Source organism: Pseudomonas sp. SA233, assembly GCF_054792385.1.
The window spans coordinates 5,498,877-5,514,538 of sequence record NZ_CP096449.1 but is presented as its reverse complement, the minus strand read 5'-3'; the positions used below and the strand labels follow the sequence as shown (position 1 = coordinate 5,514,538).

At 64.8% G+C, this 15,662-nt stretch carries 11 protein-coding genes and 1 pseudogene; 7 read left to right on the top strand and 5 right to left on the bottom strand.

Annotated features, from left to right (window positions below):
- Positions 1–50 precede the first annotated feature (50 nt).
- From M1D87_RS25250 to gcvP, 4 genes are all read left to right on the top strand, one after another.
- Entirely contained in the window at positions 51–1,673 is a 1,623-nt protein-coding gene (locus M1D87_RS25250) for an ABC transporter permease (protein ID WP_123083971.1), read from the top strand.
- Positions 1,674–1,798: 125 nt separating this feature from the next.
- A complete protein-coding gene (gcvT, locus tag M1D87_RS25245; RefSeq protein WP_123083970.1) occupies positions 1,799–2,881 on the top strand; it encodes a glycine cleavage system aminomethyltransferase GcvT in 1,083 nt (360 codons plus the stop codon).
- A 51-nt stretch (positions 2,882–2,932) separates the two neighbouring features.
- Entirely contained in the window at positions 2,933–3,316 is a 384-nt protein-coding gene (gcvH, locus tag M1D87_RS25240) for a glycine cleavage system protein GcvH (RefSeq protein ID WP_039612287.1), read from the top strand.
- Between the two features lie 194 nt (positions 3,317–3,510).
- Complete coding sequence (gene gcvP / locus M1D87_RS25235; RefSeq protein WP_102083254.1) at positions 3,511–6,384, top strand: aminomethyl-transferring glycine dehydrogenase; 2,874 nt, start codon at positions 3,511–3,513, stop codon at positions 6,382–6,384.
- A 119-nt stretch (positions 6,385–6,503) separates the two neighbouring features.
- Here the strand turns inward: gcvP and M1D87_RS25230 are convergent, their stop codons facing one another.
- The 3 genes from M1D87_RS25230 to M1D87_RS25220 all read right to left on the bottom strand — a co-directional run bounded on the left by M1D87_RS25230 (position 6,504) and on the right by M1D87_RS25220 (position 9,113).
- Complete coding sequence (locus tag M1D87_RS25230) at positions 6,504–6,818, bottom strand: DUF2388 domain-containing protein (RefSeq protein WP_123083969.1); 315 nt, start codon at positions 6,816–6,818, stop codon at positions 6,504–6,506.
- 89 nt (positions 6,819–6,907) lie between these two features.
- The gene (locus M1D87_RS25225; RefSeq protein ID WP_123083968.1) at positions 6,908–8,593 is read right to left on the bottom strand and encodes a GspE/PulE family protein; all 1,686 of its coding nucleotides are present in this window, start codon (positions 8,591–8,593) and stop codon (positions 6,908–6,910) included.
- Positions 8,594–8,807: 214 nt separating this feature from the next.
- A complete protein-coding gene (locus M1D87_RS25220; protein WP_421091509.1) occupies positions 8,808–9,113 on the bottom strand; it encodes a hypothetical protein in 306 nt (101 codons plus the stop codon).
- A gap of 126 nt (positions 9,114–9,239) precedes the next feature.
- Here M1D87_RS25220 and M1D87_RS25215 point away from each other — a divergent pair, with 126 nt between their 5' ends.
- The gene (locus tag M1D87_RS25215) at positions 9,240–9,710 is read left to right on the top strand and encodes an Lrp/AsnC family transcriptional regulator (protein WP_123083967.1); all 471 of its coding nucleotides are present in this window, start codon (positions 9,240–9,242) and stop codon (positions 9,708–9,710) included.
- Between the two features lie 85 nt (positions 9,711–9,795).
- Here M1D87_RS25215 and M1D87_RS25210 read toward each other — a convergent pair whose 3' ends face one another.
- Positions 9,796–11,163 carry a CYTH domain-containing protein gene (locus tag M1D87_RS25210; protein ID WP_003259352.1) on the bottom strand — a complete coding sequence of 456 codons (1,368 nt, stop codon included), beginning with the start codon at positions 11,161–11,163 and terminating at the stop codon, positions 9,796–9,798.
- Positions 11,164–11,381: 218 nt separating this feature from the next.
- On the opposite strand from M1D87_RS25210, the gene argE reads away from it, so the two are divergent.
- Together argE and argA are read left to right on the top strand one after the other, a co-directional pair.
- Positions 11,382–12,524, top strand: a complete 1,143-nt coding sequence (gene argE, locus M1D87_RS25205) for an acetylornithine deacetylase (protein WP_013974711.1) — start codon at positions 11,382–11,384, stop codon at positions 12,522–12,524.
- Positions 12,525–12,648: 124 nt separating this feature from the next.
- Positions 12,649–13,948: pseudogene (argA, locus tag M1D87_RS25200) on the top strand (amino-acid N-acetyltransferase).
- A gap of 150 nt (positions 13,949–14,098) precedes the next feature.
- Here the strand turns inward: argA and M1D87_RS25195 are convergent.
- On the bottom strand, positions 14,099–15,475 hold the full coding sequence (locus M1D87_RS25195) for a glutamine synthetase family protein (RefSeq protein WP_003259348.1): 1,377 nt from the start codon (positions 15,473–15,475) through the stop codon (positions 14,099–14,101).
- Positions 15,476–15,662 lie beyond the last annotated feature (187 nt).

Below are 15,662 nucleotides of genomic sequence, written 5' to 3'. Positions count from 1 at the left end.
CCCGCGAACGACCGCATAGCGGTCGCAAATCAGCCACAGAGACATTCAACTTGCCCCACGCCCCCCAACGCCGCTGGTACCTCCCGGTCACCCTGGTCGCCGCCCTGGTGCTCCTGCCCCTGAGCGTCCTGCTGCTGTCCTGGCAGTCGATCGACCTGCAGATCTGGTCGCACCTGCTCGACACCCAGATGACTCGCCTGCTGGGCAATACCCTGACGCTGGTGGTGGGTGTGGGCATCGGCGTCACCGTGCTGGGCGTCAGCCTGGCCTGGCTGACCAGCCTCTGCGAGTTCCCTGGCCGGCGCTGGCTGGACTGGGCGCTGATGCTACCGTTCGCCATCCCGGCCTATGTACTGGCGTTCGTCTTCGTCGGCCTGCTGGACTTCGCCGGCCCGGTGCAGAGTGCCCTGCGCGAGGTGTTCGGGCCGATGCGCCTGCCGCGGGTTCGCTCCACCGGCGGGGTGATCGTCGTTCTGGTGCTGGTGTTCTACCCCTATGTCTACCTGCTGGCGCGCAGCGCATTCCTGGCCCAGGGCAAGGGCCTGATGGAAGCCGCGCGGGTGCTGGGGCTGTCCCCGTTGCAAGCGTTCTGGCGTGTGGCCCTGCCCATGGCACGGCCCGCGATCGGCGCCGGTATTGCCCTGGCCCTGATGGAAACCCTGGCCGACTTCGGCGCGGTGGCGGTGTTCAACTTCGACACCTTCACCACGGCCATCTACAAGACCTGGTACGGCTTCTTCAGCCTGTCCAGCGCGGCCCAGCTGGCCAGCCTGCTGCTGCTGGCGGTGATGCTGGTGCTGTATGGCGAGCGCCGTGCCAGGGGGGCCAGCCGCAGCGGCAACGAGCGGCCGCGCGGGCAGGCGCTGTACCACCTGCGCGGGTTCAAGGCGTTGCTGGCCAGCGGTTGGTGCTTGCTGGTGTTCGCCTGCGCCTTCGTCATCCCGCTGCTGCAACTGCTGGCGTGGTTCTGGCAGCGCGGCCGGCATGACCTGGACGAGCGCTATGTCGGCCTGGTGTTGCACACCCTGTACCTGGGCGGCATGGCGGCGCTGGTCACGGTGTGCGTGGCATTGCTGCTGGCCTTTGCCCGGCGCCAGGCGCCGACGGGCGGTATCCGCGCCGGGGTAGGCCTGGCCAACCTGGGCTATGCCTTGCCCGGCTCGGTGCTGGCGGTGTCGATCATGCTGGCCTTCAGTTACCTCGACAACCACCTGGTCATCCCGCTGTCCAGCTGGCTGGGCGGTGCCGGCAAGCCGCTGCTGCTGGGCAGCCTGGCGGCGTTGCTGCTGGCCTACCTGGTGCGCTTCATCGCGGTGGCCTACGGGCCGCTGGAGAGCAGCCTGGAGCGTATCCGCCCGTCACTGCCCGAGGCATCCCGCAGCCTGGGCGTCGGTGGCGCGGGTTTGTTTTTCAAGGTGTATCTGCCGCTGCTGGTGCCTGGCGCGCTCAGCGCCGCCCTGCTGGTGTTCGTCGACGTGCTCAAGGAAATGCCGGCCACCTTGCTGATGCGCCCGTTCGGCTGGGACACCTTGGCGGTAAGGGTGTTCGAGATGACCAGCGAGGGCGAGTGGGCGCGTGCATCGTTGCCGGCACTGACCCTGGTGCTGGTGGGCCTGCTGCCGGTCATCGGCCTGATCCGCCGTTCGGCACGTCGACCCGGTCACAGTCACTGAGGGTGCCAGCCCGCGCCCTTGCGGCTACAATGCGCGGCATTCGCGCGGCGGGTCCTACACAAGAAGAGCTGACGACCCGACGTCATCGACCGCCGCCGCTTCGCCACGCCCGGAAGGAGAAACCCATGGGACAGCGCACGCTTTTGTATGACCTGCACCTGGCGCTTGGCGCCAAGACGGTCGATTTCGGTGGCTGGGACATGCCCCTGCACTATGGCTCGCAGGTCGAGGAGCACCATCAGGTGCGCAGCGATTGCGGGGTGTTCGATGTTTCCCACATGACCGTGATCGACGTCGATGGCAACGATGCCTGCGTTTGGCTGCAGCGTTTGCTGGCCAACGACGTGGCCCGCCTCGACGACGTCGGCAAGGCACTGTACAGCCCGCTGCTCCACGAGCAGGGTGGGGTAATCGACGACTTGCTCGTCTACCGCATGGAAAACGGCTACCGCCTGGTCACCAATGCCGCCACCCGAGCCAAAGTGCTCGAATGGCTAGAGCAGCAGCGGGCCGGTTTCGCCGTGAACTTCCTGCCCCGTCCAGACCTGGCCATCCTTGCCATCCAGGGCCCGCATGCTCGAGAAAAGGTTGCAGCCCTGCTCAGCCCCTCGCGTGCGGCGCTGATCCGCGAACTGCGTCCTTTCGAAGGCTTTGCCGAAGGCGACTGGTTCATTGCCCGCACCGGTTATACCGGTGAAGACGGCCTGGAGATCATCCTCCCCGGCGAGCAGGCCGTGGCCTTCTTCAACGACCTGGTCGGTGCCGGTATCGCCCCCAGCGGCCTTGGTGCCCGCGATACCCTGCGCCTGGAAGCCGGCATGAACCTGTACGGCCAGGACATCGACGAAACCCACACCCCGCTTACCTCCAACCTGGGCTGGAGCATCGCCTGGGAGCCGGCCGAGCGCGACTTCATCGGCCGCGCCGGGCTGCTGGCGGAAATCGAGCACGGCGTGCAGGAAAAACTGGTCGGTCTGGTGCTGGAAGAGCGCGGCGTGCTGCGTGCCCACCAGGTGGTGCGTGTAGCCGGGATTGGCGAAGGGGAGATCACCAGTGGTAGTTTCTCGCCTACGCTGAGCAAGTCCATTGCCCTTGCGCGCGTGCCCATGGCGACCGGCGACCGGGCCGAGGTGGAAATTCGCGGCAAGTGGTACCCGGTGCGGGTGGTCAAGCCGACCTTCGTGCGCCACGGCAAGATCCTGATCTGAACAATTTTTAACCGGCGGGCCTACCGCTGAGCCAATCGAGGAATTCAAGACATGAGCAATATCCCCGCCGACCTGCGTTTTGCCGAAAGCCACGAGTGGGCTCGCCTGGAAGCCGACGGCACCGTGACCGTGGGTATCAGCGACCACGCCCAGCAAGCCCTGGGTGACGTGGTGTTCGTCGAGTTGGCCGAAGTCGGCAAGGTATTCGCCGCTGGCGATGCGGCCGGTGTGGTCGAGTCGGTCAAGGCCGCTTCGGACATCTACGCCCCGGTCGGTGGCGAAGTGATTGCGGTCAACGAAGAGCTGGCTGACAGCCCTGAGCTGCTCAACGAAGAACCTTACGATTCGTGGATTTTCAAGCTGAAGCCAAGCAACCCGGCCGAGCTGGACAAGCTGCTGGATGCTGCGGGCTACAAGGCCGCGATCGGCGAGTAAGACCGCGTCGCCTTCTTCGCGGCTAAAGCCGCTCCCACAGGGACTGCACAGCGTCTGATACCTGTGCGGTCCCTGTGGGAGCGGCTTTAGCCGCGAAGAGGCCGGGCCTGCGAGCAACTTTCCCCGCAGAATCGGCAATCCCTTCCTAGACTTGTAAGTCTCCATGAGAGCTGTTCCAGGAAGAGAGCGTCGTCATGTCCCAGTCGCCATCCCTGCATCAACTGCAAGAGCTCAACCCATTCCTGCGTCGCCACCTGGGCCCGGATGCCACGGAGCAGCAGGCCATGCTCAACGCGCTGGGTGTCGCCAGCCGCAGTGAGCTGATCGAGCAGACCGTACCGCCAGACATCCGCCTCAATCGCCCCCTCGACCTGCCGCCGGCACTGGACGAACAGGCCGCTCTGGCCAAGCTCGCCGGTTACGCCGGGCAGAACCAGGTCTGGACCAGCCTGATCGGCATGGGCTACCACGGCACCATCACCCCCACGGTCATCCTGCGCAACGTGCTGGAGAACCCGGGCTGGTACACCGCCTACACGCCCTATCAGCCCGAGATTGCCCAAGGCCGGCTGGAGGCGCTGCTGAACTTCCAGCAGATGGTCATCGACCTCACCGGGCTGGCCCTGGCCAATGCCTCGCTGCTCGACGAAGCCACCGCCGCCGCCGAGGCAATGGCCCTGGCCAAGCGGGTGGCGCGCAACAAGAGCAATGCCTTCTTCGCCGACGAGCACTGTCACCCGCAAACCCTGTCGGTACTCAAGACCCGTGCCGAGGGCTTCGGCTTCGAGCTGATCGTCGACTCTGTGGATAACCTAGGCAAACACGCGGTTTTCGGGGCCTTGCTGCAGTACCCGGATACCCACGGCGAGGTGCGCGACCTGCGCCCGCTGATCGACCATTTGCACAGCCAGCATGCCCTGGCCTGCGTTGCCGCCGACCTGCTCAGCCTGGTGGTGCTGGCACCGCCTGGGGAGCTGGGTGCCGATGTGGTGCTGGGCTCGACCCAGCGCTTTGGCGTACCGATGGGCTATGGCGGCCCCCACGCGGCCTATTTCGCCTGCCGCGATGACTACAAGCGAGCCATGCCGGGGCGCATCATCGGCGTGTCGCGCGATGCCCGTGGCAACACCGCGTTGCGCATGGCCCTGCAGACCCGCGAGCAGCATATCCGCCGCGAGAAGGCCAACTCCAACATCTGCACGGCCCAGGTGCTGCTGGCCAACATTGCCGGCTTCTATGCGGTATACCATGGCCCCGAAGGCCTGCAGCGCATTGCCCAGCGCGTGCACCGGCTGACCTTCATCCTGGCCGCCGGCCTTGAGGCCAAGGGCATCAAACGCCTCAACCAGCACTTCTTTGACACCCTTACCCTGGACGTCGGCGGTGCCCAGGCGGCCATCATCGAAAGCGCCGAGGCCGCCCAGATCAACCTGCGAATCCTTGGCCGCGGGCATCTGGGCGTGAGCCTGGACGAGACCTGCTCGGAGCAGACGGTGCTGCGCCTGTTCGATATCTTCCTGGGGGTGGATCACGGCCTGGATATAGCCGCACTCGACCAGCTGGCCCTGCCCGAAGGCATCCCTGCCAGCCTGGTGCGGCGCACGCCGTTTCTCGCCCACCCGGTGTTCAACCTGCACCACAGCGAAACCGAGATGCTGCGCTACCTCAAGCAACTCGAGAACAAGGACCTGGCGCTGAACCAGTCGATGATCCCGCTGGGCTCGTGCACCATGAAGCTCAACGCTACCAGCGAGATGATCCCCATCACCTGGCCTGGCTTTGCCCAGCTGCACCCGTTTGCCCCGGCGGCCCAGGCCACCGGCTACAAGGCGATGATCGACGAACTGGAAAGCTGGCTGTGCGCCATTACCGGCTTCGATGCCATCTGCATGCAGCCCAACTCCGGCGCCCAGGGCGAGTATGCCGGCCTGATGGCCATTACCCGCTATCATCGCAGCCGCCACCAGCCGCAACGCACGCTGTGCCTGATCCCGTCGTCGGCCCACGGCACCAACCCGGCATCGGCGCAAATGGCCGGCATGGAGGTGGTGATCGTCGATTGCGATGACGATGGCAACGTCGACCTGGCCGACCTCAAGGCCAAGGCCCACTCGGCCGGCGATCGGTTGTCGTGCCTGATGATCACTTACCCATCGACCCACGGCGTGTACGAGGAGGGGATTCGCGAAATCTGCGAAGTGGTCCACCAGCATGGTGGCCAGGTGTACATGGATGGCGCCAACCTCAATGCCCAGGTGGGCCTGGCGCGTCCGGCGGATATCGGCGCCGACGTTTCACACATGAACCTGCACAAGACCTTCTGCATCCCCCACGGTGGTGGCGGCCCGGGCATGGGCCCGATCGGCATTCGCGCGCACCTCAAGCCGTTCGTTGCCAGCCATCCGGTGGTGCCGGTACCCGGCCTGGACCCGAACAACAGCGCGGTCAGTGCTGCGCCCTGGGGCAGTGCGAGCATTTTGCCGATCAGCTGGATGTACATAGCGATGATGGGCCCGCAACTGGCCGATGCCAGCGAGGTGGCGATCCTCTCGGCCAATTACCTGGCCAGCCAGCTGGGTGGTGCTTTCCCGGTGCTCTACCGCGGGCGCAACCAGCGGGTGGCGCATGAGTGCATCCTCGACCTGCGGCCGCTGAAGGCGCTGACCGGCATCAGCGAAGAGGACGTGGCCAAGCGCCTGATGGACTATGGCTTCCATGCCCCGACCATGTCGTTCCCGGTGCCGGGCACGCTGATGGTCGAGCCGACCGAGAGTGAATCGAAGGCTGAACTGGACCGCTTCGTCGAGGCGATGCTGGCGATTAGGGCGGAAATTGGCGAAGTTCAGGAGGGCAACTGGCCTGCGGAGAACAACCCGCTCAAGCATGCGCCGCATACCCTGGCCGATGTGCTGACGGTGTGGGACAGGCCTTACAGCCTGGAGCAGGCGGTGGCGCCCAGTGCTCACGTGCGCCAGCACAAGTACTGGCCAGCGGTGAACCGGGTCGACAACGTTTATGGGGACAGGAATCTGTTCTGTGCTTGTGTGCCGGTGGAGGCGTATCGCTAATTGTGGTTTGCCTGTGCCCGCCCCTTCGCGGGTAAACCCGCTCCTACAGGGCTTGTACAAGTTTCGAATACTGTGCAGTACCTGTGGGAGCGGGTTCACCCGCGAAGCAGGCGACGCGGTTACTCGGCTACCGCATTCTTGGCCAGGATGGCCTTGGCCAGTTCCATGTCGGAAGCCTGCATCCCTGGGTTCTCCGCGCGGGCCTGGCGAATCGCCGCTTCGAGGAACGGCCCACGGATCGCGCCTTCGCTGGCCACGAAGCTGCCGGCGTCATCCTGCGCCGCCATCACCAGCTTGTGATCCCCGGAAGTCAGGTAGCTCGATGCCGTGGTAGCACCAGTAGTCATCACGTTACGCCAGAAGGTATCGGCCATGGCCGAGCCGATAGGCAGCGAAAGCAAGGCAGCGGCAGCGATGGCGGTTTTGAAACGCATGTTGAAACACCTCGAAGGGTGAGGGTTGAAGATGCGCGATTTGATCCTGCCGCAGGGGTGCAAGTTCCTTGAATACAAAGGATTTTTGCTCAGGAACAGGCCCGTAGCACTTCCTCTTGGCGGGTCTGCCCGCAGGCTACCTTGGCATCGCCGCAGCGGCGCAGATCGAGCAAGCCATCGGCCACGGCCTGGCGCCGCAAACTGGCCAGATCGCTGTCCGGGCCTATCAGGGCGCGCAGGCTGTCGCTGGGTATCAGCAGCTCGAACAACCCTGTGCGGCCATGGAACCCCGTGCCACGACAGGTACGGCATGGCTGCCCTTCGCGCAGCGCTGTATCACCCCGGCAATCCGCGCACAGTGTGCGCACCAGCCGCTGGGCCATGACCCCCACCAGCGTCGCCTTGATCAGGTAGTCGGCCACACCCAGTTCCTGCAGGCGGGTGATCGCGCCACAGGCGTCGTTGGTATGCAGGGTCGACAGCACCAGGTGCCCGGTCAGGGCTGCCTGCACCGCCACCAGGGCGGTCTCGCGATCACGGATTTCGCCGATCATGATGATGTCCGGGTCCTGGCGCAGCATGGCCCGCACACCATTGGCGAATCCCAGGTCCAGGGCGGGTTGCACCTGCAACTGATTGAAGGCGGGTTCCAGGCGCTCGATCGGGTCTTCGATGGTGCACAGGTTGACCTGCGGCGTGGCCAGCAGCTTGAGGCTGGCGTAAAGCGTGCTGGTCTTGCCGGACCCGGTGGGGCCGGTAACCAGGATGATGCCCTGACGATGACGCAGCAGGCCTTGCCACTGGTCCAGTTGCGCCCCGTCCAGGCCGAGCCGGTCGAAGCCTTCTTGCAACTGTTGCGGGTCGAACAGGCGCAGCACCAGTTTCTCGCCGAACGGCGTCGGCAAGGTCGACAGCCGCAGTTCCACCTCGCCGCCGCCAGGCAGGCGGCTTTGCAGCCGGCCATCCTGCGGCCGGCGCTTTTCCGCGACGTCCATGCGCCCCAGGTGTTTCAGGCGGCTGACCAGCGCCAAGGTCACGCCGGCAGGGAAGGCATAGACGTTGTGCAGCAGGCCGTCGATGCGGTAGCGCAGCTGGCCCAGTTCGCGGCGTGGTTCCAGGTGGATATCACTGGCGCGTTGCTCGATGGCGTACTGCAGCAGCCAGTCGACGATATGCACGATGTGCGCGTCGTCCGCACTGGCCTCGGCCTGGCGCTTGCCCAGCTCCAGCAGCTGTTCGAGTTCGCCCAGGCTGGCTGACTGCTGGTGTTGCGCGCCCTTTACCGATTGGGCCAGGCGGTGGAACGACTGCCCTGCCTGGCGGACCTGCTGCGGGTTGGCCAGCACGCGCCGGATCGGCCGGCCCAGGCTGCGAGTGAGGTCGGCCAGCCAGTCGTCCTGGTAGGGCTGGGCGCTGGCGACGGTGACGCTGGAGGCGTCGGCGGCGACGATAAGGATGCCGTGGCGCTGGGCGAAGGCCGGGGATATCAGGCCGGTGACCTGGGGCAGGTCCAGTTGCAGCGGGTCGATGCGCAGGTAGGGCTGGCCGACCTTGTTGGCCAGCCATTGGCAGAGGCGGTCCAGGTCCAGGGACTGGCCAGGGTGCCGGCGGTCTCCCAGGGCGCAGGCGGCGATCTGTTCCAGCGGGTGGGCGGTGGGGTGAGTGGCGGCGTGCTCGAGTACCTGCAGGGTGTCGTTGGCGTGCAGGTGCTGGTCGGCGAGCAGGACCTGGAGCACGCGCTTGAGGTCGAGTGCCGGGTTGTCGGGAGTGTGCATGGTTGGCGTCCGTGCCTGATAGGGGAGTGCTGATCAAGGCTAGCCGGGCGAGGGAGGGTTACCGAGGGTGAAAGGTTTCGAAATTTTGCTTGGCTTGTGCCGGCCTCTTCGCGGGTAAACCCGCTCCCACAGGACCGCACAAACTTGAATGTTGTGCAGTACCTGTGGGAGCGGGTTTACCCGCGAAGAGGCCGGCACAAGCACCGAGCATGGCTCAGACCACCGCCAGTTCCACCCGCTGCAGGTTGCTCAGGCTCACCTCGCCCACACACACCAGGTTGCGCAGTTTCTGCGCAATCACCTCGGCCCGGTGCCAGCTCAGGCCACCGATGCGGACCTCGATATCCAGCCAGTCATCCTGCTGGCTGACCTGCACGCTGTGCGGGGTCAGGAACTGCAGGGCAAACAGGTTGAGCACCCGGCACAGGCTGTCAGGCTCGGCCTCGGCCTGCAGGCGATAGTGCACGGTGCTGTGGGCGCTGTTGGCGGCCCAGGCGTCGGTACGGGGCTGTGCGTTCATGCTGGTCTCCGCAAATGTGGGAGAAATTCTTGCACGTTGGCGGCGGTAATTTTTCGCTATGATTTGATCATTTCGCTGTATTGGCGAATTGCCCTATTCATAAAGTGCTGTTCAGGAGAATTATTGATGCAGAGCGAGCTGGACGCCTACGACCGCCGTATCCTCGAACTGTTGCAGGAGGACGCTTCGCTGTCCAGCGCGCAGATCGCCGAACGCGTGGGGCTGTCGCAATCGCCGTGCTGGCGGCGTATCCAACGGTTGAAGGAGGAGGGAGTGATTCGTGGGCAGGTGACCTTGCTGGACCGCAAGAAGGTCGGCCTGAACACGCAGATTTTCGCCGAGGTGAAACTGAACGCCCACGGGCGCTCCAACTTCACAGAGTTCACCGACGCGATCCGCGGGTTTCCGGAGGTGCTGGAGTGTTATGTGCTGATGGGGTCGGTGGACTTTCTGTTGCGCATCGTCACCCCGGATATCGAGGCTTATGAACGGTTCTTCTTCGAAAAGCTGTCGAACGTGCCGGGGATTCAGGAGGTGAACTCGATCGTGGCGCTGTCGGAGATCAAGTCCACCACCAGCTTGCCACTGTCGCGGTGAGGTCTTCGCAGCACAAGGCTGCTCCTACAGGGGATATCGGTGCCCTGTAGGAGCAGCCTTGTGCTGCGAAGCAGGCGACGCGGTATCAAGCCTTGAGCAGGTGCTTCCAGCCGCGGCTCTGATCCACCGCCCGAGCCTGCTCGATACGCGCTTCCAGTACTTCATCGCTGATCGGCTGCTCAGCCAGCTCATGCAGCTTCTTCAGGTCGCCATACAGGCGGTCCATCTGGGGCGCCTCCAGCACCTGACGAGCATGGTGCAGCCAGGCCAGCAGCTGCTCGATACGCGGCAGTTGCTCGGCCAGGTCTTCCGGCCGCTGGGTGTACAGCGGCAGCTTCAACGCTCGGCCTTCTTCGCCCAGCAGGTGCGCCAGCCAGCTTGCCAGCTGCGCCTTGCCCTGGCGCTCGCCACGGCCTTTGCGCTCCACGGTCCAGGCACGGGCCAGCAGCCAGCGCGAGGTTTCCAGCGAGAACTGGCCCCAGCGCACGTCCTCCAGCTCTTCGGCGAACTGTTCGGGGGCGGCGCGGCGGATATCTTCGTCTTCGTTGCCGGCCTGCACCAGCGGGCGCCAGTCTTCGAGCAAGGCGTCCAGGCTGCTGCGCAGGTCACGGGTGGTGGCGCGTGGCGCGGCCTGGCCCAGGCTGGCGGTAATGGCACGCAGCTCGCTCAGGCACTCGACCCAGTCCTGCAGCAAGCGCCAATGGCCGTTGTGGCGGTATTGCTCGGCCAGGCGCTGGCTGCTGCCCAGCAGTTGCCAGGCCAGTGCGGCGTAGGCGTCGTCCACGGCCATTTCGGCTTCCAGCTCGGTGTGCGGCAGGCCCAGCTCGTAGCTGTCCGGCTCCAACAGGCGGTAGCCACGCTCGGCCTTGCTGATGTCACATGGCATCAGCGGCAGGCTGGCGGCCAGCTCGGCGGCCAGTTCCAGCAGTGCCTGCGGCTCACCTTCACGCAGTTCCAGTTCCAGCTCGCAGATTTCTTCCTTGCGCTTGCCGGCGATCACGAAACCCTGGTCCAGCGCGGCCTCGATCACCACCTTGCTCTTGCCACGGCCCCAGGCGATTTCGGCGTATTCACGGCTGAAGTCGGTGGTGAACAGCGGCTTGATGGTCTTTTTGTCCAGGTTGGCCAGTTGCGCGGGCCAGCAGCTGTCGTCGAGCTTCTTCAGGTCGAGCTTGACCTTGTCCAGCTGCCATTCATGCTCGTTGCGCTCGGATAGACCGGCCACACTGGTGCCGCGGCACTTGAGGGTCTGGATGATGGCCTCGCCATCGCGGCGCAGGCGCAGGGCGACACGGGCAGCAGAGAGCTCGCGCTCGGGGGTGTCGAAGTACTGGTTGAGCAGTTCGCGGGTCTGCCAGCCGGACTTGTTGCGCTTTTTCAGCAGAGGGTGCTCGCGCAGGGCGGCAAGGGTCTCGCGGCTGGCGCGGAGCTTGAGTTCGGTTTCTTTGTGCATCACAGGCTCGAAGGAGGGGCGTGGTTGCCCAGCAGTCTACAGGAGTCGGCTCTCGTCTGTTGGATCGTGGAGGCTTCTTCGCGGGTGAACCCGCTCCCACAGGTCCTGTGCTGCCCTCAGGTGCGGCGCTTTCCCTGTGGGAGCGGGTTTACCCGCGAAGAAGCCCACACGGTTGGACGGCATTGCTATGATGGGCAACGCTTCCGAGGAGTACGCGCATGCCGTTGCCGACGCTGAAAGACCAGTTCGCCGCCCTGATCGCCGCGCCCTCGGTCAGTTGCACCCAGCCTGCGCTGGACCAGTCCAATCGCCAGGTCATCGACCTGCTGGCCGGTTGGTTGGGCGACCTGGGTTTCAAGTGCGACATCCAGCAGGTCAGCCCCGGCAAGTTCAACCTGCTGGCCAGCCGTGGCACCGGCCCGGGTGGCCTGGTGCTGGCGGGGCACAGCGACACGGTGCCCTACGACGAACAACTGTGGGCCAGCGACCCGCTGAAACTGACCGAAACCGATGGCCGCTGGGTCGGCCTGGGCAGCTGCGACATGAAGGGCTTCTTCGCCCTGGTCATCGAGGCTGTCATCCCGCTGCTGGAGCACGATTTCAAGCAGCCGCTGCTGATCCTCGCCACCTGTGACGAAGAAAGCTCCATGTCCGGTGCCCGCGCCCTGGCCGAGGCCGGCCAGCCGCTCGGCCGTGCGGCGGTGATCGGCGAGCCCACCGGGCTGCGGCCGATCCGCATGCACAAGGGCATCCTCATGGACCGCATCGACATCCTCGGGCGCAGCGGCCACTCCTCGGACCCAAGCCTGGGCCGCAGCGCCATGGAGGCCATGCACGCAGTGATGGGCGAGCTGATGGGGTTGCGCCAGCAATGGCAGCAGACCTACCGCAACCCGCAGTTCACCGTACCGACCCCGACCATGAACTTCGGCTGCATCCACGGCGGCGACAACCCCAACCGTATCTGCGGCCAATGTGCCCTGGAGTTTGACCTGCGCCCGCTGCCAGGCATGGATGTGGAGCAACTGCGCGCGGCCATTCGCGCCAAGCTGATGCCGGTGGCAGAGCGCTTTGAGGTGCGCATCGACTATGCGCCGTTGTTCCCGGAGGTGCCGCCTTTCGAGCAGGCAGCCGACGCCGAGTTGGTGCAAGTGGCGGAGCGCCTGACCGGCCATCGCGCCGAAGCGGTGGCGTTCGGCACCGAAGCGCCTTATCTTCAGCAACTGGGTTGCCAGACCATCGTGCTGGGCCCCGGCGACATCGCCTGTGCTCACCAGCCCGGCGAATACCTGGAAATGTCACGAATCGAGCCTACCGTGCGTCTATTGCGTGACCTGATCCGGCACTATTGCCTGGACTAAACGTCAACCGAACTGTTTCGTTCCTGCCTAGAGGAGACCGCGCGTGACCGCAAGCCTGTTCCGACGATGATCCTGAACGCCCCCTGTACCGCCGTTCTCCGTCCACTTATCCACAGGCCCTGTCATGCCCGACTACGTCAACTGGCTGCGTCATGCCTCCCCGTATATCAATGCCCATCGCGACTGCACCTTCGTGGTCATGCTCCCTGGCGATGGGGTGGAACACCCTAATTTCGGCAACATCGTCCACGACCTGGTGCTGCTGCACAGCCTGGGCGTGCGCCTGGTGCTGGTGCATGGCTCGCGCCCCGCAGATCGAAAGCCGCCTGGCTGATCGCGGCCTGACCCCGCACTACCACCGTGGCCTGCGCATCACCGATGCCGCCACCCTGGATTGCGTGATCGATGCCGTCGGCGCCCTGCGCCTGGCCATCGAGGCACGCCTGTCGATGGACATCGCCGCTTCGCCGATGCAGGGCTCGCGCCTGCGCGTGGCGTCCGGCAACCTGGTCACGGCGCGGCCGATCGGCGTGCTCGAAGGCGTGGACTACCACCACACCGGCGAAGTGCGCCGGGTCGACCGCAAGGGCATCAGCCGCCTGCTCGACGAGCGCTCCATCGTGCTGTTGTCACCGCTGGGCTATTCGCCCACGGGTGAAATCTTCAACCTGGCCTGCGAAGACGTGGCCACCCGCGCCGCCATCGAACTGGGTGCCGACAAGCTGCTGCTGTTCGGTGCCGAGCCGGGCCTGCTGGATGCCGATGGCAAGCTGGTGCGTGAGCTGCGCCCGCAGCAGGTTGCCCCGCATCTGCAGCGCCTGGGCAGCGATTACCAAGGCGAATTGCTGGATGCCGCGGCCGAAGCCTGCAAAGGCGGCGTGGCGCGCAGCCATATCGTCAGCTATGCCGAGGACGGCGCCTTGCTGACCGAGCTGTTCACCCGTGGCGGTGGCGGCACACTGGTGTCGCAGGAGCAGTTCGAAGTGGTACGCGAGGCGACCATCGAGGACGTGGGCGGTTTACTGGAGCTGATCAGCCCGCTGGAAGAGCAGGGCATCCTGGTGCGCCGTTCGCGTGAGGTGCTGGAGCGGGAGATCGAGCAGTTCAGCGTGGTCGAGCGCGAAGGCATGATCATCGCCTGTGCGGCGTTGTACCCGATTGCCGACTCCGATGCCGGCGAGCTGGCGTGCCTGGCGGTGAACCCCGAGTACCGCCATGGCGGGCGTGGCGACGAGCTGCTGGAGCGCATCGAAAGCCGGGCGCGACAGTTGGGGCTGAACACCCTGTTCGTGCTGACGACGCGTACCGCGCACTGGTTCCGCGAACGCGGGTTTGCTCCGAGTGGGGTCGAGCGACTGCCAGCGGCGCGGGCTTCGCTGTACAACTACCAGCGTAATTCGAAGATTTTCGAGAAGCCCTTGTAAACCTGTACTGGCCTCTTCGCGGGTGAACCCGCTCCCACAGGATCTTCACCGGACTGAGGCCGGCGCGGTCCCTGTGGGAGCGGGCAAGCCCGCGAAGCAGGCGACACCGATCTCGAACAAAAACGCCGCCCTTGTGGGCGGCGTTTTCGTTTACACGGTATGCAGGTACCAGTTGTACTCGAGGTCGGAGATCGAGTGCTCGAACTCCTCCAGCTCGCTCTCCTTGCACGCGACGAAGATGTCGATGTACTTCGGATCGATGTACTTGTTCAGGATCTCGCTGTCGTCCAGCTCGCGCAGGGCATCGCGCAGGTTGTTCGGCAGGCTCTGCTCCAGCTGCTCGTACGAGTTGCCTTCGATCGGCTCACCCGGCTCTACCTTGTTGGTCAGGCCATGGTGCACGCCGGCCAGTACGGCGGCCATCATCAGGTACGGGTTGGCGTCGGCACCGGCCACGCGGTGCTCGATGCGTACGGCGTCCGGCGAGCCGGTCGGCACGCGCAGGGCCACGGTGCGGTTGTCGAGGCCCCAGCTTGGCGCGTTCGGCACATAGAACTGGGCGCCGAAGCGGCGGTACGAGTTGACGTTCGGGCAAAGGAACGCCATGGACGCGGGCAGGGTCTCGAGCACACCGCCGACAGCGTGACGTAGCGCGGCGTTCTGCTCGGGATCCTCGCTGGTGAAGATGTTGTTGCCATCTTTGTCCAGCACGGAAATGTGTACATGCAGGCCGTTGCCTGCCTGGCCCGGGTAGGGCTTGGCCATGAAGGTGGTGTCCATTTCATGGTCGTAGGCGATGTTCTTGATCAACCGCTTGAGCAGTACCGCGTAGTCGCAGGCCTTGAGCGGGTCGGCCACGTGGTGCAGGTTGACTTCGAACTGCGCCGGGGCGCTTTCCTTGACGATGGCGTCGGCCGGGATGCCTTGCTCCTTCGCGCCTTCCAGGATGTCCTGCAGGCAGTCGGCGTATTCGTCGAGGTCGTCGATCAGGTACACCTGGGTCGACTGCGGGCGCTTGCCCGAAATTGGCGAGCGCGGCGGCTGCGGGCGACCGTTCACGTTCTCCTGGTCGATCAGGTAGAACTCCAGCTCGAACGCGGCACAGATGGTCAGGCCCAGTTCGTCGAACTTGCTCACCACCTGACGCAGCACTTCACGCGGGTCGGCGAAGAACGGCTCGCCTTCGAGCTCGTGCATGGTCATCAGCAGCTGAGCGGTAGGGCGCTTTTGCCACGGCTCGTTACAGAGGGTGTCAGGGATTGGATAGCAGATGCGGTCAGCATCGCCGATGTCCAGGCCCAGCCCGGTGCTTTCAACGGTGGAGCCGTTGATGTCCAGGGCGAAGAGGGAGGCAGGCAGGTTGATGCCTTTCTCGTAAACCTTGTGGAGGCTGGTGCGCTCTATGCGCTTGCCACGCACCACACCATTCATATCTGCAATCAGAAGGTCAACGTAGAGAACCTCAGGATGTTCCTTAAGGAACGCGTTCGCTTCGTTAAGCTGAACGGCACGCGGGGGTACCGACATGATGCAACACCTTTGTTGTTAAAAATATCAATCAAGGGGGGCTTGCAAGACCAGTCAATCGAAAAGACAAACTGATGTCAAGCCAACCCCATGATGCCCTGAAATGGCACATCGACGGCAGATTTGCTGCATATCGGGGCAAGCCATTATCCGCTATTTCCCTCGCAAAGGGCTATCTCCGACCAAC